Source organism: Kitasatospora sp. NPDC127060, from assembly GCF_042724935.1.
In the GTDB taxonomy this organism is placed as follows: domain Bacteria; phylum Actinomycetota; class Actinomycetes; order Streptomycetales; family Streptomycetaceae; genus Kitasatospora.
The window spans coordinates 180,044-200,880 of the sequence record NZ_JBHXEG010000002.1; the positions used below are offsets into that span (position 1 = coordinate 180,044).

The 20,837-nt window shown below is 73.8% G+C and carries 18 protein-coding genes; 5 read left to right on the top strand and 13 right to left on the bottom strand.

What is annotated here, in order from left to right; all coding sequences use genetic code 11:
* Positions 1–7 precede the first annotated feature (7 nt).
* Together ACFWIS_RS02800 and ACFWIS_RS02805 are read right to left on the bottom strand one after the other, a co-directional pair.
* A complete protein-coding gene (locus tag ACFWIS_RS02800) occupies positions 8–1,513 on the bottom strand; it encodes an MFS transporter (RefSeq protein ID WP_380461215.1) in 1,506 nt (501 codons plus the stop codon).
* Entirely contained in the window at positions 1,510–2,073 is a 564-nt protein-coding gene (locus ACFWIS_RS02805; RefSeq protein WP_380461216.1) for a helix-turn-helix domain-containing protein, read from the bottom strand. The genes ACFWIS_RS02800 and ACFWIS_RS02805 overlap by 4 nt, the downstream gene beginning before the upstream one ends.
* 212 nt (positions 2,074–2,285) lie before the next feature.
* On the opposite strand from ACFWIS_RS02805, the gene ACFWIS_RS02810 reads away from it, so the two are divergent.
* A complete protein-coding gene (locus ACFWIS_RS02810; RefSeq protein WP_380461217.1) occupies positions 2,286–3,560 on the top strand; it encodes a DUF5685 family protein in 1,275 nt (424 codons plus the stop codon).
* Positions 3,561–3,672: 112 nt separating this feature from the next.
* On the opposite strand, the gene ACFWIS_RS02815 is transcribed toward ACFWIS_RS02810, so the two are convergent.
* Positions 3,673–3,837, bottom strand: a complete 165-nt coding sequence (locus ACFWIS_RS02815; protein WP_380461218.1) for a hypothetical protein — start codon at positions 3,835–3,837, stop codon at positions 3,673–3,675.
* A complete protein-coding gene (locus ACFWIS_RS02820; RefSeq protein WP_380461219.1) occupies positions 3,827–3,970 on the bottom strand; it encodes a hypothetical protein in 144 nt (47 codons plus the stop codon). The genes ACFWIS_RS02815 and ACFWIS_RS02820 overlap by 11 nt, the downstream gene beginning before the upstream one ends.
* Positions 3,971–4,177: 207 nt before the next feature.
* Between ACFWIS_RS02820 and ACFWIS_RS02825 the strand changes: the two genes are divergently transcribed.
* On the top strand, positions 4,178–5,404 hold the full coding sequence (locus tag ACFWIS_RS02825) for an alginate lyase family protein (RefSeq protein WP_380461220.1): 1,227 nt from the start codon (positions 4,178–4,180) through the stop codon (positions 5,402–5,404).
* Between the two features lie 192 nt (positions 5,405–5,596).
* Here the strand turns inward: ACFWIS_RS02825 and ACFWIS_RS02830 are convergent, their stop codons facing one another.
* Entirely contained in the window at positions 5,597–6,166 is a 570-nt protein-coding gene (locus ACFWIS_RS02830; protein WP_380461221.1) for a TetR/AcrR family transcriptional regulator, read from the bottom strand.
* Positions 6,167–6,269: 103 nt separating this feature from the next.
* On the opposite strand from ACFWIS_RS02830, the gene ACFWIS_RS02835 reads away from it, so the two are divergent.
* Both ACFWIS_RS02835 and ACFWIS_RS02840 read left to right on the top strand, forming a co-directional pair.
* On the top strand, positions 6,270–6,740 hold the full coding sequence (locus ACFWIS_RS02835) for a DUF1348 family protein (RefSeq protein WP_380461222.1): 471 nt from the start codon (positions 6,270–6,272) through the stop codon (positions 6,738–6,740).
* 151 nt (positions 6,741–6,891) lie between these two features.
* On the top strand, positions 6,892–7,941 hold the full coding sequence (locus tag ACFWIS_RS02840; protein ID WP_380461223.1) for a TolB family protein: 1,050 nt from the start codon (positions 6,892–6,894) through the stop codon (positions 7,939–7,941).
* Between the two features lie 107 nt (positions 7,942–8,048).
* On the opposite strand, the gene ACFWIS_RS02845 is transcribed toward ACFWIS_RS02840, so the two are convergent.
* The 8 genes from ACFWIS_RS02845 to ACFWIS_RS02880 form a co-directional block, all read right to left on the bottom strand.
* Positions 8,049–8,624, bottom strand: a complete 576-nt coding sequence (locus ACFWIS_RS02845) for a GNAT family N-acetyltransferase (RefSeq protein ID WP_380461224.1) — start codon at positions 8,622–8,624, stop codon at positions 8,049–8,051.
* The gene (locus ACFWIS_RS02850) at positions 8,624–9,931 is read right to left on the bottom strand and encodes a hypothetical protein (protein WP_380461225.1); all 1,308 of its coding nucleotides are present in this window, start codon (positions 9,929–9,931) and stop codon (positions 8,624–8,626) included. The genes ACFWIS_RS02845 and ACFWIS_RS02850 overlap by 1 nt, the downstream gene beginning before the upstream one ends.
* A gap of 709 nt (positions 9,932–10,640) precedes the next feature.
* Positions 10,641–11,246, bottom strand: a complete 606-nt coding sequence (locus ACFWIS_RS02855) for a hypothetical protein (RefSeq protein WP_380461226.1) — start codon at positions 11,244–11,246, stop codon at positions 10,641–10,643.
* Positions 11,247–11,290: 44 nt separating this feature from the next.
* Complete coding sequence (locus tag ACFWIS_RS02860; RefSeq protein ID WP_380461227.1) at positions 11,291–12,583, bottom strand: hypothetical protein; 1,293 nt, start codon at positions 12,581–12,583, stop codon at positions 11,291–11,293.
* Positions 12,576–13,649 carry a HesA/MoeB/ThiF family protein gene (locus tag ACFWIS_RS02865; protein ID WP_380461228.1) on the bottom strand — a complete coding sequence of 358 codons (1,074 nt, stop codon included), beginning with the start codon at positions 13,647–13,649 and terminating at the stop codon, positions 12,576–12,578. Before ACFWIS_RS02865 ends, ACFWIS_RS02860 begins: the two co-directional genes overlap by 8 nt.
* Positions 13,650–14,138: 489 nt before the next feature.
* Positions 14,139–16,670 carry a BTAD domain-containing putative transcriptional regulator gene (locus ACFWIS_RS02870; RefSeq protein WP_380523458.1) on the bottom strand — a complete coding sequence of 844 codons (2,532 nt, stop codon included), beginning with the start codon at positions 16,668–16,670 and terminating at the stop codon, positions 14,139–14,141.
* Positions 16,671–17,102: 432 nt separating this feature from the next.
* Positions 17,103–18,041 carry an alkaline phosphatase family protein gene (locus ACFWIS_RS02875; RefSeq protein WP_380459900.1) on the bottom strand — a complete coding sequence of 313 codons (939 nt, stop codon included), beginning with the start codon at positions 18,039–18,041 and terminating at the stop codon, positions 17,103–17,105.
* 83 nt (positions 18,042–18,124) lie between these two features.
* Entirely contained in the window at positions 18,125–19,117 is a 993-nt protein-coding gene (locus ACFWIS_RS02880) for a phosphatidylserine/phosphatidylglycerophosphate/cardiolipin synthase family protein (RefSeq protein ID WP_380459898.1), read from the bottom strand.
* A 306-nt stretch (positions 19,118–19,423) separates the two neighbouring features.
* Between ACFWIS_RS02880 and ACFWIS_RS02885 the strand changes: the two genes are divergently transcribed.
* Entirely contained in the window at positions 19,424–20,764 is a 1,341-nt protein-coding gene (locus tag ACFWIS_RS02885; RefSeq protein WP_380459896.1) for a serine hydrolase domain-containing protein, read from the top strand.
* The last annotated feature ends 73 nt before the right edge of the window (positions 20,765–20,837 follow it).

Sequence of the window (20,837 nt, forward strand, 5' to 3'; positions counted from 1 at the left end):
CCGGCGGTCAGCGGGCGGCTGTTCGCCCTCGGCTCAGCGCGGCCGGTTCCCCGGGCGCCCGGTCCCCGCCGGTGGCCCGGCCGGCGAACACCGAGGCCAGCACGGCGAGTCCGGCCACCGCGGCGCAGACCAGACTGGCCGCCAGGTAGGCGGAGCGGTGGCCGCCGCCCCCGGCGGTCTCCCGCAGGTAGACCCCGGACAGCGCGGAGACCGCGACGGCCGCCGCGATCCGCTGCGCCATCTGCAGGATCGCCCCGCTCACCCCGGCCGCCTCGGCGGGCGCGTGGCGCAGCACGTACGCCTGGTTGGTGGAGCCCATCAGTCCGACCGAGGCGCCGCTGAGCAGTTGGAGCAGGGCGAGCAGCCAGGGCAGCACGGCGGCGGGGGCCCAGTGGGCGACGGCGCCGCTCAGCAGCATGGCCAGTGCGGAGCCGGTCATCCCGATGGTGACGGTGCGCCGGCCGAGCCGCTGCACCACCCGCCAGGCGAGTGCGGAGGCCGTCGCCATGGCCAGCGCCGAGGGCAGCGAGACCAGGGCGGCGCCCATCGGGGACAGGCCCAGGCCGTCCTGGAGGAACATGGTGAGGACGAGCGAGGCGGCCAGCGAGGAGCCGAACTGGGCCATCGCGGTGGCCGTACCGAGCGCGTACGGCGCGGAGCGGGTGAGCGCGGGGTGGATCAGCGGGTTCCCGCCGGTGCGGGCGTAGCGGCGCTGCCAGCCGACGAGCGCACCGAGCAGCGCCAGTGCGCCGGCCACGAAGGCCAGCCAGCCCGCCAGGCCGGGCGGCTGGACGAAGGGCAGCATCAGGACCAGGGTGAGCGCGCCGACCAGCAGCAGGCCGAGCAGGTCGAGATCGGCGTTCCGGGCGGCCGGGCGGGGTTCGGGCAGGTGCCGGACGGCCAGCAGGACGGTCGCCAGCCCGAACGGGACGTTGAGCAGGAAGGTGAGCCGCCAGCCGAGTTCCGGGCCGGCCGCCGCCAGCACCAGGCCGCCGACCGGCGGGCCGAGGGCGAAGGCGAGGCTGCCGGTCACGGCGTACATGCCGAGGGCGCGGGCGCGCAGCTGGCCGTCGAAGACGTCCTGCAGGGTGCCGATCATCTGGGAGTTGACCAGGCCCGCGCCGACGCCCTGGAGGAGCCGGGCGGCGATCAGCACCACCGGGTCGCCGGCGGTCGCGGAGACCAGGCTGACCAGGGTGAACAGGGCGAGACCGGTGACGAAGAACCACTTGCGGCCCTTGACGTCGCCCAGCCGCCCGCCGGGGATCAGCGCGAGGCCGAAGGCCAGCGAGTACCCGGCGACGATCCACTGGAGGTGCGCGGGCTGGGCGTGCAGGGCCTCGCGCAGGGCGGGGATGGAGGTGTTCAGCACGGACTGGTCGAGCAGGGTGGTGAAGCCACCCGCGACACAGACCAGCAGCACGCGGCGCCCGGCGGCGTCGAACCGCTCCTTCGGCGGTGCGGCGGCCTGGCGCTCGGCTATCGGCCCGGTGGGGCCGTCGGCGGCGCTCACGGTTCGACCACCACGAGGGCGTAGCGGGCCGCGCCGGGGCCGAGGCTGCGGAAGCGGCTGGTGCCGGAGCCGTAGCGCAGGCAGTCGCCGGGGCCGAGCAGCTGCGGCTCGCCGTCCAGGCTCAGTTCCAACTGCCCTTCGAAAAGCCAGAGGTGGTGCTCCAGCCCGGGCAGGCAGGGCCGGTCGTAGGCGATGTCGGCGCCGGCCGGGAGGCGGCCCTCGACGATCTCCGCGTGCAGCGAGCCGTGCGGCGGGGAGACCGAGCGGCGGACGAAGCCGGTGGCCTCGTCCTGCCACGAGTGCTGGTCCTCGGCGCGGACCAGCCGGGCGGGGCGGGACTCCACCTCGGCGAGCAGCCGGGACATCGTCCGCCCGTACACGGCGCACAGCCGCCCGAGCAGCGCGGCGGTCGGGCTGACCTCGGCCCGCTCGACCCGGGACAGGGTGGAGCGGCTGACGTCGGCGAGCCGGGCCAACTCCTCCAGGGTCCAGCCGCGTTCGACCCGCAACTCGGCGAGCCGTCGTGCCAGCCGCTCGTCGGCGACGGTGTCGATTCCCATATCCGCGATGCTATCCCGGATATGGGATCGCGCTCCCGGCTTCCGACGTGGTTCCCTCGGACCCGGTGACGGTCTGACGGCGGCTCGGCTTCGCTTCGGCTCCGATTCGGCCGGCCCCACCCGTCCCTGGAGCCCCGGCCGCAGCATGCTCATATGATGTCCGCCGACAAAGTGGCCGGTCAGCGGCCCATCGGCGAGGGGGACCAACGATCGTGTTCGGCATCATCAGGCCGTGCAGGCACCGACTGTCCGAGCGCCTCCAGACCTCCTGGATGGCGCATCTCTGCGGGCTCTGCCTCGCTCTGCGGGACGACCACGGGCAGCTCGCCCGGACCGCCACCAACTACGACGGGCTGATCATCTCCGTCCTGGTCGAGGCCCAGGCCGAGCGGGAGGACTCCTCGTGGCGCCGCACCGCCGGCCCCTGCCCGCTGCGCGGCATGCGGACCGCCTCGGTGGCCAAGGGCGAGGGTGCCCGGCTGGCCGCCGCCGTGTCGCTGGCACTCGCCTCGGTGAAGATCCGCGACCACGTCGAGGACCGGGACGGCGTGTTCGCCCGCCGGCCGGTCGCCGCCGGGGCCCGCGCGGTGACCCGCCGCTGGGACCGCAAGAGCGCGGGCAGTGCCTCCACGGTCGGCTTCGACACCGCCGTACTGCTCGACGCCGCCTCCCGGCAGGGCGAGTTGGAGCGCACGTTGCTGCCCGGCGGCTCCGTCCTGCTGGTCACCGAGCCCACCGAGACCGCCACCTCGGCCGCCTTCGCCCACACCGCCGTGATCGCCGGGCGCCCCGGCAACGCCGCCCCGCTCGCCGAGGCGGGGCGGCTGTTCGGCCGCCTCGCCCACCTCCTGGACGCCGCCGAGGACCAGGACGCCGACGCCGCCTCGGGCGCCTGGAACCCGCTGACCGCCACCGGCACCGACCGCGCCGAGGCCGAGCGGCTCTGCCGGGACGCCGTGCACGGAATCCGGCTCGCGCTGCGCGAGGTCGAACTGACCGACCGGGCCCTGGTGCACGTCCTGCTCGGACACGAGACGGAGAGCGCCGTGGACCGGGTCTTCGGCCGGGCCGGGCACGGGACGAGCTGCCGCCACGGCGCCACCGGCGGGGCCGCCACCGGCGCCACCGGCGAGCACCCGCAGGACGCTCCGCCGCGTCAGGCCCCGGACCAGGCGCCCGTACCCCCGTGGGTGCCCCAGGGCCCGGGCTTCCTCCCACCGCCCGGCGGGAAGCCGCCGCAGCCGCGCAACCTGCTCGCCGGGTGCGCGGTGTGGGCGCTGATGGCCTGCTCCTGCCAGCTGCTCTGCTGCGAGCACGACGACCCGTTCACCCGGGAGCGCCGCAAGGGCTTCTGCGAGCGGCACGACTGCTGCGACTGCTGCGACGCCTGTGACTGCGGCGGCTGCGGCGACTGCTGCGACTGCGGCAAGTGCGGGTGCGACTGCTGCGACTCCTGCGGGTGCGACGGCTGCGGCTGCGACTGCTAGTGAGCCGCCGCCTGCCCCGCCTACCCTGCCAGCTCCACCCGCGACCGCTCCGGCCGCAACCTCGCCATCAACGTTCGATCCGTCGGCGTTCGATCCGTCGGCGTTCGATCCGTCAGCGCTCGTCCGGCGCCGCCGCCGGCTGATCGGACGGCGACACCACCGGCCCGGTGTGCCCCCGCAGCACCCCGGGCCGGTCCGCGTCCTGGTGTTCCGCGCCGCGCCGCCACAGCGGCAGCACCGCCACCGGGTCACCCGGCTCGGCGGCCTCAAGCGTCACGCCCCGTCACCTCCCGGTCCGCCGCCAGTGAGTTCTCCAGCCCGGCCAGCAACTGCCGGAACCGCTCGGTGTCCTGCTCCGTCATCCGCCCCTCGGGCGCCGCCCCCGGCCGCTCGGCCGTCCTGTCGTCCATGGAACCGACGGTAGGCGGCGGCGATCAACGGGCGATAAACGAGGGACTGGTGGGACGCACGGGGCCGGGCCCCGCAAGGGCCGCGCGGCGCGGGGCGGCTTGGCGTGTTCACGCGTTGGTGGTTCAATGCCCTGCGTTAGGAAGGTTTCCTAACTGCCTATCCCCGGACCTGAGCACGACTCCTCCCCCACCGAGAGGTGACTTCCCATGGGTCGTAGCACCACCAGGAACAACACCCGCAGCGCTGTCCGAACGCTGATCACCGGCGCCACCCTCGCCGCGCTGCTCCTGCCCACCGCCGGCGCCCCCGCCGAAGCCCGCACCCCGACGGTCGGCAGCCGGCCCGCCGCCGCCTTCCAGCACCCCGGAGTGCTGGTCGGCGCGCGGCAACTCGCCTTCGTCAAGGGCAAACTGGCCGCCGGCGCCGAGCCCTGGACCTCCGCCCTCGCGGATCTGCGGGCCGGCAAGTACGCCTCGCTCGACTGGCAGCCCAAGCCGCGCGCCACCGTCGAGTGCGGCTCCAGCTCCCACCCCAACAACGGCTGTTCGGACGAGCGGGACGACTCGATGGCCGCCTACGCCCACGCCCTGCAGTGGGCCCTCACCGGCGACCGGCGCCACGCCGACAAGGCGATCGCCATCATGGACGCCTGGTCGGGAGTCATCCGGGAGCACACCAACACCAACGCGCCGCTGCAGACCGGCTGGTCGGGCAACAACTGGGCCCGCGCCGCCGAGCTGATCCGCCACTCGGACGCCGGCTGGTCCGCGGGCTCGGTCGACCGCTTCGCCACCATGCTGCGCACCGTCTACGTGCCGCTGCTGACCCCCGGCAGCCCGCGCAAGAACGGCAACTGGGAGCTGATCCAGACCGACGCCCTGATGGGCATCGCCGTCTTCCTCGACGACCGCGGCCTGTTCGACCGGGCCGCGGACCTGTGGCGGCACCGGCTGCCCGCCTACGTCTACCTCTCCTCCGACGGCAACCTCCCGGTCCCGCCGCCGAAGGCCGGGATCCAGGGACAGTCCGCGCTGGTCAAGTACTGGAACGGCCAGTCCACCTTCGTGGACGGCCTCTCCCAGGAGACCTGCCGGGACTTCGGCCACACCGGCTGGGGCCTGGAGGCCGCCGCCCAGACCGCCGAGACGGCCCGGCTGCAGGGCCTCGACCTGTGGGGCGAGGGACGCGAACGGCTGGTCAAGGCCCTGGAGTTCCACACCGCCTACGACAACGGCGCGAGCGCCCCGGACTGGCTGTGCGACGGCTCGGTGAACACCGGTCTGGGCCCGGCCGTGCAACTCGCCTACAACGAGTACCACCTGCGCGAGGGCCTGGCGATGCCGCAGACGGAGCAGTACGTGGCGGCCCACAGCCCGTTCGGGGCCGACTACTTCATCGGCTGGGAGACCCTCACCCACACCGACGCACCCTGAGCCCGGGCGCCGCTCCGAGTGGGCGGCGGACGGCGGGCAACGATCGGTGGGCGGCGGGCGGGTTCCGGCTTCCGGATCCCCGCCCGCCGCAGCCGTCGGCTCAGCCCTCCGGGAACAGCCGCTCCAGGACCTCCGTCACCCCGTCCTTCAGCCCCGGCCCCCTCGGCCCCGACCCCGTCACCCGCGGCCCCGTCAGCCCCGACCCGACAGGGCGGCGTCCAGGAGCAGCCGGGCGGCCTCCCGGGCGTCGGCGGCGGCACTCGGGTCCCCGTGCACGGCCGCGACGGTGATCGCGCCCTCGGCAAGCAGGGCCAGCTGGGCGGCGGTGGCGGGCGGGGCGCCGGCCGCCTCGGCCAGGCCGGCCAGGTACCCGGCGAACTCCGCCTTGTGGTGCCGGGCGGCGGCGGCCACGGCCGGGATGCCGGCACCCAGTTCGCCGAAGGCGTTCACGAAGGCGCAGCCGCGGAAGCCGGGCTCGGCGAACCATCCGCCGAGCCAGTCGAACACCGAGAGCAGCTGGTCCCGGGGCGTGCCGCCGGTGCGCGCGACGTGGACGGCCAGGCTCGCCCGCCAGCGCGCGTCGCGGCGCCGCAGATAGGCCTCGACCAGCTCGTCCTTGGACGGGAACTGCTGGTAGACCCGGCGCATGGTCATCCCGGAGGCGGCCCGGACGGCGTCCATCCCGACCGCCTGGACGCCTTGTCCGTAGAACAGCTCCTCGGCCGCGTCGAGGATCCGGGTCCGCGGGTCCACCTGCTCCATCTGCCGTGCCCTTTGCGTGAGAACGATGATTCTCCTAGGGTAGCGACTGAAGTGAGAACGATCGTTCTCACCGGCGGAATACCCGTTCCCGAGGAGATGTCCCATGACCGAACAGCGCCCTCCCGTGCCGCCCTTCACCGAGGAGACCGCTCACCGCAAGGTCCGGGCCGCCGAGGACGCCTGGAACAGCCGCGACCCGCAGCGCGTCGCCCTCGCGTACACACCCGACAGCCGCTGGCGCAACCGCGCCGAGTTCCTCACCGGGCGCGAGCAGATCGCCGCCTTCCTCACCCGCAAGTGGCGGCGCGAACTCGACTACCGCCTGATCAAGGAGCTGTGGGCGTACGACGGCGACCGGATCGCGGTCCGCTTCGCCTACGAATGGCACGACGACGGCGGCCAGTGGTACCGCTCCTACGGCAACGAGAACTGGGAGTTCGACCGGCACGGCCTGATGGCCCGCCGCCTCGCCTGCATCAACGATCTGCCGATCACCGCCGCCGAACGCCTCCTCCACTGGCCCGCCGGCCCCCGCCCGGACGGGCACCCGGGCCTCACCGAACTCGGCCTCTGAGCACCCCGGCCCTACCGGACAAGCCGACTGACGCCGCGTCGGGCAGCGCCTGTTCCACGGCTGTGACACAGCGCGCACCCGGTCCTGACCTCGGGCTGGGAACCTCCTTGTCGAAGCGACAGCACCATCCGAGGGGGACCCTGCTATGTCCGTGCGCAACAGATTCGGCACCGCGGCCGCCATCGCCCTGATGACCACCGCGAGCGCCGTCCTGCTCTCCGCCTGCGGCCCCGACAACAGCGACCCCGGCTCCGCGGCCCCCGGCGCGACCGGAACGGCGGCTCCCGGATCGGCGGCCCCGGGCACGGCGACGCCGGGCGGCGGCTCGCACTCGGGCAGCCCCGCGCCGGGCGTCAAAGAGGTCAACGGCACCTCCGCGGCCAACCACCTCAGCATCAGCACGGGCACCAGGACCGTCGCGATGAACGGCACCACCGTCGACTTCGGCACGGTGGTCCGCGACCTCGCGTGGTCCCCCGACGGCAAGAAGGTCGTCTTCGTCAACGGCGACGGCGACCTGGTCACCGCCGACCCGGACGGCAGCGGCAAGTCCACCCTGGCCAAGGCCCCCAGCGGCGAGGCCTGGTCCCACCCGACCTGGCAGCACGCCGCCAAGGGGCCCAGCGGGGACTCGGTGCCCAATGAGACCGAGCGCTACAACAACATCGTGTTCGCCGCCACCAAGGGCGGTGTGCTGCGGCTGGCGACCGTCCCCGCCAAGGGCGGCACCGTCGCGGACCTCACCCCGCGCAACTCCGAGGGCGGCGACGCGGGCAGCCAGCCCCAGCCCCCGCAGACCGGCAACACCTGGCCCAACGCGGGCGGCCAGCAGGCCGAGATCGCGTACGCCAACACCCCGGCCGACGAGGTCTACCTCTACGACGACTACCTCCGCCCGGCCGCCCGCGACCTCGGCAAGGGCTCCCAGCCCGCGCTGACCGCGGACGGCCAGGAGATCGTCTTCGTCCGCTCGGTGAACGGCCACGACCACCTGTTCACCCGCGCCACCGAGTTCGGGAAGCAGGCCGAGAAGGACCTCACCCCCGCGGCCACCACCGACTACACCGAGCCCGCGTGGTCCCCCGACGGCAAGACCGTCGCCGCCCGCACCCCGGACGGCATCAGCACCGTGCCGGCCGACGGCTCGGCGGCGCCGACCCAGGTCTCCACCATCAAGGGCCTGCCCTCCTACCGGCCGTAGGGCCGGTCCGGGCCGGTCCTGGGCGGCCCGAGTCGGCCCCCCAGCTAGGCAGTGTCCTGGCGATCAGTTGAGTCGTTTGGCTCCGCTCGTGATCGCCAGGACACTGCCTAGCTGGCGCGAGGCGGCGAGTGGAGCAGGAGCAGGTCAAGGACCGGCCCGTTGGGGCCCGCTGGGTACGGTCCGGCGTAGCGGTAGCCGAGGCGATGGTAGAGGCGCTGAGCGGGCCGGTCGCCGGGCATGGCCAGCAGGGAGGCCCATTCGGTGCGCAGTGCTGCCAGGAGAGCGTCGTGGAGGCGGGTTCCGATGCCGCGGCCTTGCCAGTTGGTTCGGACGGCGAGTTCGCAGATGCCGGCGAGGGAATCGGTGGTGCGGGCGTCGGGTTCGATGGCGGGGAGGAGTTGCTCGCCGAACCAGTAGGTGGGGGTGCAGGCGAAGCCGTAGGCGAAGCCGACGTCGTGGCCGTCCGCGGAGGCCATGATCAGGGTGAAGCGGTCGTGGCGGGTGTGTGCGGTGATCTGGCGTCGCAGGGTCTGGGGGGTGAATCCTGCCTCGGTGACGTCGTCGTGGCCGGTGTGGGCGTCAGCCCAGATGCCGCTGAGGGTGTCGATCAGCGGGGCGGTGTCGGCGGCGCCGTGACGGCGCAGGGACACCGACGGCGTGCTGGAGGAATCCGTGGTGTCCATCAGGCGGCCACGGCGGTGCGGTAGGCGTCGAGGTATTCGGCCACGCAGGGCACCGTCCGGTGCGGTTGGAGCGCGGTGGCGATGCCGTGGACGGCAGCTGTGAGCCGCTCGGAGCGCACGTCCTTGAGGTAGGCGAGGGTGCGGTGGCCCGCGTCGACGGCGGCGTCGAGGTCGGGACGCTCCCGGTGGGCTTGGTGGAGCGCGATGTCGGCGGTGTAGAGGGCGGCGTTGCGGGCGTGGCCGCCGGCGAAGAGCATCAGGGTCTGCTCGGCGCCCGCGCACGCCCGGTCGAACTGGCCGAGGTCCGCCCGGCACAGCGACTCCAGCCCGGCCACCTCGGCGGGGACGAAAAACTCCAGCCAGCCGGGGTCGGCCTCCCGCGGTCCCTTGGCGTACAGGTCGTAGGCCCGCACAAGGGCCTGCTCGGTGAGCGCGCGGTCGCCTTGCAGGGCCCAGCCGCGTGCCTCCCGCATCGCCAGCAGCGCCAGCCAGCGCGGTGAGCCGAGTCCGGCGGCCGCGCGTTGCGCGACCTGGGCGGTGCCGACGGCCTCGCGGGGGCGGCCGGTGGTGTGAGCGAGCAGGGACAGGCACGCGAAAGCGTGGGCTTCCAGGCCGGGGTCGTCGGCGTGGCGGGCGCTGGCCAGGGCCTCGGTGTACCGGGAGCGGGCGTCCTTGGTGCGCCCGGCATCCAGCGCGAGCCAGCCGGCGGCCACGGAGAGCATGCCGGTCGCGGTGTGGAGTTCGCGGCCGAGGCCGTCGTCGTAGCGGCCCTCCGTCAGCCAGGTCTGGGCGGTGTCCAGGATGGCCGTGGCCTGCCCGGCGAGGTCGGAGGAGCCGCGGTCGCGGTCCTGCTCGTACAGCGCCTGCTCGGCCTGCCGCAGAGCCTGGACATGGTCGCGTCCCAAGGCGGGCCCCGCGCCCGGCACCGGGCCGGCGCCCGTGCCCTGGGGGACGGTGGTGGTCAGCACCGCGGCTCCCAGGCCGAGGAGCAAGCTGCGTCGGTGCACGTCCTCGTCACTGCCCTTCGTCGTCTCTGTGCCGGGTGAGAGTGACCGGCCCCGGTATGTCGGCTGCGTGAAGCCCAGCTCGGTGGCGGTGCGTCCGGTCACCCGGTGGAGGAGCCGGCGGTACTTGGCCCGCGGCCAAGCGGTCTTGCCGTCCTCCCAGGTCGCGATCGTGCGGGCCACCAGGTAGAGCGGCTCGCCTGCCTCGATCGACTGCTCCACCAGGAACGTCGCCGCCTCGGTGCGCGACTTCTCCCATTCGACTTCGCGGACGCGCCGGATCGTGTCGTTCGGCCTGCCCATGAGACCCCCGCGGTGAGTCACTGCCATTGCCTGCCGTCCTGACGGTAGCGAGCCGGGCACGGTCGGCGACAGTCCAGGGCCTGTGGAAATTGCGGTGACGGACCGGTCGTTCATCGCAATTTCCAGTCTTCTGACATCGCATCAGCACCCCGTCGCCGGGTTCCCTTGGGTCCATGCCCGGCGCCGACGCCAGGCTACCCCCGCCCCGCCGCCAGCCGGCCGAGCGCACTGACCCACCAGCATCATCCACTGATCAGGAGGCATCCGTGTTCTTCCCGCACCCTGTGATCGAGAGCCTGACCGAAGAGCAGGTCGAGCGGTGGAACCGGCACTTCGCCGGTGACCGGCACGAGCGCCCGCGCTCCGTCGAGGAGGGCATCTGGCGGCGCACCCAGGAGGCGGCCAACGCCGAGCAGTCCGGCTGGTCGGCGGACTCCCAGGGCCGACGCCGCGTGGTCCACTACCCGAGAGGTCGCACACGCCCGGCTCGGGCTTCGCCGAGTTGGCCCGGCACCTCAAGCTCAAGGTCGAGAACGACGAGACCTTCTGGCAGGAGGAGCTGGAGCGGACGATTAGGTTCTGGTCGGCCGAGGACCCTGTCCTCTTGCTTGATGCGGCTATCGACCGACTGGTTGGTGAGCTTCAGGCGATCAAGAACAGTCTGCGGAGGCTCAACTAGCTAGCCGGTCCGAACCGGTCCGGGCCGGGCCTAGGCGGTGCCCGAAGACGTTCCGGCCGCGCGGGCCAGCTCGGCGCGCAGTTCGGCCAGGTGCTCGTCGGCCGACTCGTGCGGCAGGAACTCGACCACGTCGAGGAAGCGGAACAGCACCCGGGCCTCGGTGACGGCGTACTCGTAGTCACCGAACCCGACCACCGCCCCCGTCCCGCCGCGCGCCGCGCCGCGGACGGCGGCGGCGGTCAGCCCGTCCGCCGAGCCCTCGGCGGTCACCTTCCGGCGGGCGTTGGGCCGGGCCAGGTAGGGGCACACCATGGACGCGTACAGCATGCAGGCGCGGTGGCCCGGGCCCTCCATGGTCGGCGCGAGGTTACGGTAGCCGCGCCCGGCCGCGAGCGCCTCCGCGATCGCGGCGCTCTCCCCCGGGCCGACCACCCGCCACACCGGTCCGCGCGGCATGAACTCCCCGCACACCGAGCAGCGGCGCTCCAGCGCGCAGTCGGCGCTGCGCCCGTGGTCGGTCAGGGCGAACTGCGGCTGCCCGTCCTGCCACGGCGTGATCGCCGGCACCGGGTACCCGCGCTCGTCCCGGGGGCGCTCCCCCACCTCGTCCGGCATCGGTACCTGTTCGAATCGCACGCCCCAATCGATACCAGCCGGGCGCGCCCCCGGTCGAGTGCCGGTCAGGGTCCGGCCGGCCGTCCCGGGGTCTGCGCCGCACTCCCCGAGCGCCGCAGCAGCGACCGCAGCGCGGGGCGGACCTTCGGTCCGTGCCGGCGCCACCAGGCGCGCACCCACAGGCCCTGGGTGGTGACCAGCGCGACGACCGTGGCGACGGCGTCGGCGAGGGAGAGCGGGTCGGCCGGGCCACCCAGGGTGTGCAGGGCCCGGGTCAGCAGCACCAGGGTCACCTTCGCGAACACCAGGTAGGCGAGGAGCAGCGAGCCGGCGGTGCCCAGCACCATCAGGACGGCGTAGCCGCGGACGATCCGCCGTTCCCGTGGCCGCAGGGCGGTCAGCGGGTCGGGGTGGGCCCGGCCCAGGCAGCGGGCCGCGAGGTGGCGGCAGTGGGCCGCCGCGTCCTGGTAGAGGTTGCGGCAGGAGAGGAGGTCCTGGAGCAGGAAGTAGACGTCGGTGCGCATGAAGACCATCAACTCGACGGCCACGGCGAGCAGTTTGCTGAGCGCGAGCAGGGACAGCAGCCGGTTCGGACCGGTGCCGGCCTCGATCAGCACGCAGCCGCCGGCGGTGGCGAGGTCCAGCACCATGCCGGAGAGGTAGACGGTGCAGCGGACCCGCCGGGTGCACTGCCAGATCCCGGAGACGTCGGTCTGCATCACCAGGAACTGCAGCCGGGTGCCGAGCCGGATCCGCCCCGGGACGCCGGCCGCGCGGGCGGTCAGCAGGTGCGAAAGCTCGTGGACGAAGAGCATCGCCCAGGTGAGCGCGGCCTGCCCGGCGAGTACGAGGGTGCCCCGGTCGCTCCAGACCAGGTCGTGCCAGCTCGGCAGCAGTCGGGGCCGGAAGGCCAGCACCACGGCGGCGGCCGCCGCGATCGCGAGCAGCAGGACGGGGACGACCGGGCTGAGCAGCCACCGGACGTGCTCGGTCCGGATCCACGGCAAGGTGGGCCGCACCGGCGGGGCGGAGTCCACCTCGCGGCCGTCCACCGAGCGGACGAAGCCCAGCGCGGTCAGCGACGTGACGAAGGACGCGACGGCCAGCCGGCGGCCGGTCTCGCGTTGGATGCGGGCCGCTGTCTCGGCCACCGACAGACCGGACTGGAGCAGCCGGATGGCCCGGACTCCCGCGGGCGGCAGCGCCACGAAGTCGCCGGTGTCGGCCCGGCCGACGATCCACTCCCCGGCGTCCTCGCGCATGCCGAGCGGGTGGAAGACCACCCTGGTGTCGTCACGGACTCCGTCGTCACGGAGCCCGTCGTCACGGAGCCCGTCGTCACGGAGTCCGTCAGCCATGGCAGTTGGGGCAGTCGGGCCGGCGCTCGTGGCGGATCAGCGGCTGGTCGTCGGGGGCGATCAGGTTGATCGCCCGCAGGTAGCCCGGGGCGAGCCGGGAGACCCCGGAGAGCAGCGCGACCACCTCGTAGGCCACGAGGTTGCCGGAGATGCCGGCGGAGGCCGAGAGCACGCCCTTGCCCCCGAGTCTGGGCGGCGGTCCGTCCGGCAGCCGGGCCTCCTCTCCGGCGGCGACGCACTGGAAGCAGGGGCCCTCCCGGGTGAAGGTGCCCACCGAGACGAACGGGCCGTTGTAGCCGCCGCCGACCCACGGCACCCCGGTCTGCGCGCAGACCTCCGAGGCCCAGCCGCGGAGGGTCTCGCTGTCGGGCTCGTCCGCGCACAACGCCAGGGCATCGTGGCCGGCGACCAGTTCGGCGAGCGCCGCCCGGCTGTCCACGGTCCGGGTGTCGTGGGTGATCTCGATCCCTGAGTTGACGGCCCGCAGCCGCTCGGCTGCGACCTCCGCCTTGGGGCGGCCGAGGTCGGCCTCGGTGTAGAGGACCTGACGGGTCAGGTTGGAGAGTTCGACCCGGTCCGGGTCGACGCAGTGCACCCGGCCGACCCCGGCGGCCGCCAGCGCCCAGGCGGCGTGGCTGCCGGTGCCGCCGACGCCGAGCACCACCACGCTGGAGCGTTTGAGCTTCAGTTGGGCGTCCCACTGGCTCTCCCGGGGCCGCAGGTCGATCCGGCGGAAGAAGGCCTGGTTCTTGGCGTAGCGCTCCTGTTCGGCGGGGTCCAGCCGGTCGGTGTCGGCGCCGGCCGCGTCCTCGACGTAGCCGGTGGCGATCAGTCCGCTGACGATCCGGGCGGCCGGGGCGAGGGCCAATCCGGGGTGCTCGGCGCGCAGTTCGTCGATGATGCGCTCCTCGGCACGGGTGCCGTCCATCAGGCCGAGGGCCGTCCAGACCCACCCGTGCGGGTCGCGGATCTCGGCGCCGAGGCCGTAGAGCTCGCCGCCGATCCGCACCGAGCCGTCGTCGGTGCGGTAGGGCAGGTGGTCGAACTTGACCTTCGGAAGTCTCATCAGAGCGGCTCTTCCCGGGAGTTCGGTGTACGGGCGGTGCCAGGTGCGGTGTGCCAGGTGCGGTGTGCCAGGTGCGGTGTGCCAGGCGGCAGTGCCAGGTGCGGTGGAAGCCGAGGTGGCCGGTGACGCCGAGGTGCCGGCGGGGGGCGCCCCCCCCCGGCACTCGGTGTGGCGGCGCCGCGGGGGATCACGCCACGGCGGGCGGGGTTGCCATGGTCGACATGCCGGCGAGCAAGGCGCCCCCCATTGGCTCGTCCTCGACCTGGACGTCGACGTTCTCGATGTTCTCGTTCTGCATGATCGTCTCCTTCGTGGGTGAGTCACGTGCCGGACCCGATCGGTCCGTCGTCCTGCCCTCCGGGTCTGGTCCGGTGGGGCTGTGGTCACCATCCTCAGCGGCCCCACTACTCGCCTGCTATCCATCCGCTACCCGTCCGCCCCACCCGTCGCGAGCTGCGCCTTTCCGCCGGCCCGGCCGGGCGGATCGGGTCAGGCCGACTCGGCGAGCCGCTCCCGGACGGCCCGTTCGAGCTGCTCCGCGTCCTCGGCCACCGGGCGGCCGAGCGCCGTGAGGCACAGCCGGTGGGCGGTCCCGCCGTCCAGGTCGCCGAGGTACAGCCGGGTGGCGGCGGCTCGGCGCAGGTCGCCCAGGGCGAGGAACCCGCTGACGGCCCGCAGCAGGTACTCGCGGGCGCGCTCGTCGCGCCGGATCGCGAACGCGATGCCCAGGCTGCCGGCGAGCGCCGCGGCGGCCGGGCCGTGGCCCGCCAGCACCGCCGCGCGCTCGCCGAGCTGCTGGGTCTCCACCAGGGTGTCCATGCCGTGACTGCGGATCAGGTGGGTCTGCTGGACGGTGGCCAGTTGCCAGGTGGTGCGGTGGTCGCCGATCGAGGCGGCGAGCCGGGTGAGGGCGAGCAGGGTGTCGGCCTCCGCCTCGAACCAGTCCCGGGCCTCGGCCGCCCCCTCGAAGGGGTGCGGGCCCTGCCAGCGGTGGCGCGGTTCGACGGGTACGTGGGGCGCGGCCGGGGCCATCACCCGCTGGGCGGCGTCGGCGACGGTGAGGTACCAGTCGAACATCCGGTCCCGGGCGGCGGCCGAGTCCGCCTCGTCCTCGGCGGCGAGCTGACGGCCGTACAGCCGGACCAGGTCGTGCATCCGGTAGCGGACTCCCGTCCCGGCGGGCTCGATGAGGTGGAGCGACTCCAGGATCCGCAGCAGCGGCCGGGCGGGTGCCCCGGAGGCGGCGAGCGGGGCGTCGGCCGGACCCAGCAGGGCGGCCGCGACGGCCTCCGTCACCGACTCGGCCGGGTGCAGGCCGAGCAGCCTCAGCAGCCGGGCGGCGTCCGGGTCGAGGCGGCGGTAGGTGTGCTCCAGCACCCGGGAGACGGTCAGTTCGCCGTCCGGCAGGCTGAGGGCGGTGAGCCGCCCGTCCTCGGGGGTGAGTTCCGCGGCGAGGCCGGAGAGCGGCAGTTCGGGCCGTTCGGCGAGCCGGACGGCCGAGATCCGCAGGGCCAACGGCAGTCCGCCGCAGAGCCGGGCGAGTTCCCCGGCGGCGTCCGGCGCCCCGGCGACCCGGTCCCGGCCGGCGATCCGGCCGAGCACCTCGACCGAGTCGGTCGGCGACAGGACACCGAGCCGCAGCGGTACGGCGCCGGTGGTGGCGACCAGGCCGCCGAGTTTGCCCCGGCTGGTGACCACGGTGAAGCTCTGCGGCGAACTCGGCAGCAGGGGGCGCACGTGCGCGTAGTCGCGGGCGTCGTCCAGCACCACCAGCAGCCGGCGGCCGGCCACCGTCGAGCGGTAGAGGTCCTCCCGGAGGGCCTCGTCGTGGGGGATCAGCGGGCCGGGGACGCCGAGGGCGAGCAGCAGGCGTTCCAGCACCCTGGCCGGGGACTCGTGCTCCTCCCGGTCGTAGCCGTGCAGGTCGACGAAGAGCTGGCCGTCCGGGTAGTGGGCGGCGAGGTCCTGGGCCGCGCGCACCGCCAGGGAGGTCTTCCCGACGCCGGCCGGGCCGGTCAGCGCCACGATCCGGCTGGCGCCGGGGCCGGCCCCGGACAGCTCGACCAGGCGGTCGATCTCCTCCCGGCGGCCGACGAAGCCGGAGGTGACCTGGGGCAGTTGGGCCGGGGTGGGCAGGGCAGGCACCCGCTCCGGCAGCCCCGCGAAGGGCTCCGCCCCCGGTCCCTCGCCGGGCTCCGCGGCCGGTTCCGTCGCCGGCTCGGCGGGCCGGTCCACCGACAGGTCCACCGACAGGTCCACCGGCGGGTCCACCGGCGGGCCCATGGGCAGGTCGTGCCGCAGGATCGCCCCCTCCAGCTCCAGCAGCCGCTCGCCGGGGTCGAGGCCGTACTCCTCGGCCAGCACCTGCCGGGTGGCCCGGAGGACGGCGAGCGCGTCGGCCTGCCGTCCGCACCGGTAGAGGGCGGCGGCGGCCCGTTCGGCGATGGACTCGCGGGCCGGGAACTCCCCTGCCAGCGCGGTCAGTTCCGGCACGAGCTCGCGGTGCCGGCCCCGCGCCAGCTCCAGGTCGGCCAGCAACTCGTGGGCGGCGAAGCGCTCTTCGTCCAACCGGGCCCGGGCCGAGGCGGCGAACGGCGCGTCGATGCCGCCCAGGGCCTCGCCCCGCCACAGCGCCAGCGCCCGCCGGAGGCGGTCGGCCGCCTCCTCCGCCCGGCCCTCCTCGGCGAGTCGCCGGGCGGAGGCCAGCGCCACGCCGAACCGCGCCGCGTCCAACTCCTCCTCCCGCACGGCCAGCCGGTAGCCGACCGGTTCGAGGGTGAGCGCCTGCGCGGCCGGTGGCGGCAGGGCCCGGCGGAGGGTGGAGACCACGGTGTGCACCTGGGCGCGGGCCGTGCGCGGCGGGGCCCCGCCCCAGAGGGCGTCCACCATCCGCTCGATGCCGACCGGGCGGTTGGCGTTGAGCAGGAGCAGGGCCAGCCCGGCGCGCTGCCGCGGGCGCGGCACCGTCACCGTCACGCCGTCGAACCGGACCTCGAAGGGCCCCAGGATCCCGTACCGCACCACGCGACTCCTCCCCGTGCCACGGCCCGCCCTCCGGCCGGTCGGGCCGTGGTGTCGGACCGCGCTGTCCCCGGCCGGCCCGGCGGCCGGGCGGGGTGCTGATCTCTCGTGGGCGGGTCAACGTCCTCGGGGGCCGTGGCGTTCCGGATTCGGCGGCGGCCGAAACGTCGGCGGAAGCACTGCCCGGGGCGGCGGCGGAGGGGCGGGGAAGGCCGGGCCGGCGGGGGCGTGCGGTGCGCCGAGCCGGTGCGGGTACGGGCCGTGGCCTGCGGCGCCCTGGCCGGCGGGCGCCGCCGGAGCCCCCGGGCTGCGGGGACGCCGGGGACGCCCGGGGACGCCGCCACGGCGGGATGCCCCACGGCCCGGGCCGGGCTGCCGGAACCGGCGGCCGCGGAACGGTCGCCGGTCCGGCCCGACGGCCGCCCCGGAGGGTCAGTTCCAGATGCCGGTGACGTCCGTCACACCGGCCGCGTTGCCCGCGTGCCCGCTCGCCCCGGAGAGGTCCTCCAGGGTGCGCAGCACGTTGTAGTGGTTGTAGGTGGTGGCACTGCTGCTGCCCGGAGTGACGTGGGCGCCGTAGAGCAGGGTCGGGATCCGGTTCCCGGACAGGCTGTTGTCCTCGTCGAAGGTGACGACCAGCAGACTGTTGTGGCTCTGCGCCCAGGTGGCGTAGGCGCCGAGGTTGTTCTTGATCCAGGTGTCGCCGGTGCTCACCGAGCAGTCGTGCATGTCGCTGCAGAGGTTCGGCACCACGAAGGACACGTTGGGCAGCGTGGTGTAGTCGGTCGGGAACTGGGCGAAGGTCTTGGCGGTGTTGACCGGCACGTTCCCGAAGCCGAACCAGGGGTTGTGCTTCTGGGCGTACTTGCCGCTGCTGCACGTCGTGCTGCCCTGGCTGGGCAGGGACTCGTTGTAGCTCGCCCAGGTCTTCCCGGCGGCGAGCACCTCGGAGGCCAGGTTCGGGGCCTGGAACCCGCCGACGGTCACGCAGCTGTCGTCGACCCGGCCCTGGGTGGAGCCGGAGAACAGCGCGTAGTAGTTCGGCTCGCTGGGGTGGGTGATCGCGTAGGACTGGGTGAGGTTGGCGCCGCCCGCCTTCAGGGTGTTGTTGAGGTACGGCGCGCTGCTGCTGCCGATCACCTGGCTGTAGGCGTGGTTCTCCAGCACCACGACCACGATGTGGTCCGGCGTGGGCAGCCCGGCCGCCTGGGCGGTGGTGGCGGTGGCCGCCCACAGTCCGGCGGAGGCCGCGACCAGCGCGACGGCCGAGCCGATCGCGGTGGCGGTGCGGCGGGAGCGGCGGGAGCGGCGGGAGCCGTCGTTCGGGGACTCGTTCGGGGACTCGTTCAGGGGCTTCGCGGACGAAGTCATGGCGTTTCCTCGGGTGGAGGGCGGCCCCGCTGCGGGGCCGCCCGGACGGGAGGTGACGGAACTACCCGGAGTGCCGACCCGCCCTAGTAGGCCGTGCCGTTGGCGAAGTCGGTGGCGAAGGTCGACTCGATCGTGTCGAGCACCCCGGAGTCGGAGACGATCAGGCCCAGCTCGCGGTTGTTGTTCAGCGAGTTGTCGGAGAAGTTCTCCGAGCCGGCGAACACCTTGGCCGTGGCGGTGCCGTAGTCGGCGACGACGGCCTTGGCGTGGATGTACAGGCCGGTGGTGGAGGAGTAGGTGACCACCTTGGCGCCCGCGCCGGTGACCTCGTCGAAGGAGGAGCTGTACGAGCTCGGGTTCATGCCGACGACGCGGACGGTGACGCCGCGGTTGGCGGCGGCCGTGACGGCGTCCACCAGGGCCGGGTCGCCGAACTCCAGCTCCTCGACGTCCAGGGAGGTCTGCGCGCCGTTGATCAGCGCCAGCAGGCGGTCCTGGGAGTCGGTGGGCGACCACACCAGGTTGTCGCCGTCGGAGGGGGTGATCGAGGTCTTGGCGTAGTCGGCGGCGAAGACCTGCTCGATCGCGGCGACGTCGTTGGCGTCGGTGTCGAGGACGCCGTAGTCGCGGCTGCTGGAGTAGTAGGTGGAGTCCAGGTTCCCGGTCAGGATCAGGGACTTGGCGCCGTCCACGGTGACGGTCTTCTGGTGGGTGTAGACGAACGCCGAGGAGGAGTACGTCACTCCGACGCCCCCGGCCGTCAGGGCGGAGTAGGCGGCGCCGTTGACCGAGCTGTGCTTGCCGTCCAGGACCACCCGGACCCGCACTCCGGCGTGCTGACGGGCGATCAGGGCGTTCACCGCCGTGGTGTCGCGCAGCTCGTACATGGTCACGTCGACGGACGTGGTGGCCGAGTCGATGAGGCTGTAGACCGCGCTGTGGTCCTGGTCCGGGAAGACGATCGTCGAGTACGTGCCGGTGACGGTGTCGGCGTGGGCGGTGCCGGAGGCGGATATCAGGCCGGCGCCGACGAGCAGCAGAGCGCCGGCACGGCGCGCGAACGTGGCCAGGGGCATGGGGACTCCGTGGTCGGTGAGGGGGAGGTCGGCGCGCGGGGGCACCGGGGGACGCGCGGCGCACGACGTGGACACGACGAACGGGCGCTCGAACAGGATGCGGGCGTGCCGGTCAACGCGGGTAGACGACGGGAGGTAAAACCTTGCCCCCGGCCCGGGAAACGAACGGTACGGGTGGCGAACACCCCGAGAACGGATGAGGCGGGCAATCGCGTTCACATTGCCACGGTCCGTCCCTTCCGGTGATAGTGATCTTCGTACGACGCGATCCCGACAGCGCGTCAGCTCACGAGAGAGCCGAGGAACATGGCGAAGACCAGCCTTCTGCGTCCCCTCGCGGTGGCCGCCGCCGCTGCCGTCCTGGCCGCGACCGCAGCAACCCCCGCCCTGGCCGCCGACCGCAGCGACCCGGCCCTGCCCACCCCCGACACGGCCGGGGTTCTCAGTGCGCTCCAGGCCACCACCGGCGCGGGCGCCCCCGGCGCCTTCGCGGTGGTCCGCGACCACGGCGACCACGACCGGACCCGCTCCCTCAGCGTCGGCAAGGCCGACCTGAACGGGACGCCGATGAACTCCGGGTGGAGGTTCCGGGTCGGCAGCAACACCAAGATGTTCACCGCCGTTCTCGTGATGCAGCTGGCGGAGGAGGGCCGGATCGACCTCGACAAGCCGCTACGCGACTACCTCCCGGCCGGCACCCTCCCGGACGGCTGGACGATGACCGGCCGTCAGGTGATGGAACACCGGGCCGGCATCTACGACCACACCAACGACCTGCTGGAGCAGTCCGGCGAGGAGACCACGGCCGCCTTCGAGGCCCGGATCCGCACCAACGTGTACACCCCGGCCGAAATGGTCGCGATGTCCGTCAAGCACGGCCTGCAGTACACCCCCGGCAGCCGCTACTCCTACTCCAACACCGACTTCGTGCTGCTGGGCATGGCCATCGAGCACCTCACCGGCCGGCCGTACGCCGACGTGCTGCGCGAGCGGATCATCGAACCGCTCGACCTGGAGCAGACCTCCTTCGTCGTCCCCGACCAGCGGATCTCGGGCGACCACATCACCGGCTACCTCACCAACGACGACCGCACCAAGCCGCTGCTGGACTCCACCGAGCAGACCGGCTCCTGGGTTTGGAGCGCCGGCGCCGTCATCTCCACCGCCGATGACCTCGACCGCTTCCTCACCGCGCTGATGGCCGGCGGCAACGGCGGCCTGCTCTCCGACGACTCGCTGCGGCAGATGGAATCCGCCCTGCCCACCCCGACCGCCAAGATCTCCTACGGGCTGGGGCTCCGCCGCATCTCTCTCACCTGCGGGGACGTGTTCGGGCACGGCGGCATCGTCCAGGGCTACCAGACCCAGTCCTTCACCACCCAGGACGGGCGGCGCTCGGTGGTGGTCTTCGCCAACGCCTCCAACAACGGCTCGGTCACCCAGGGCCTGATGAACGCGCTGGAGCCGGCCTTCTGCGGCAAGAAGCCGGCCGTCGCGCCGCGCTCCTTCGCCCCGGCGGCGCGGGACGCCCAGGGTGTCCAGGGCAGCCAGGGTGTCCAGGGCAGCGACAACGGCGAGGCCGGACAGGGCGGCCAGGCCGGACCGGTCGACCGGTGGCTGCCGGTGGTGGAGGACACCCGGATCTGACCGGTGCGGCTGGGGTCTGTCCGGCGGATCGCGCGCCCGGCGAGATCCGCCGGACAGACCCGAGGCCGGGCTC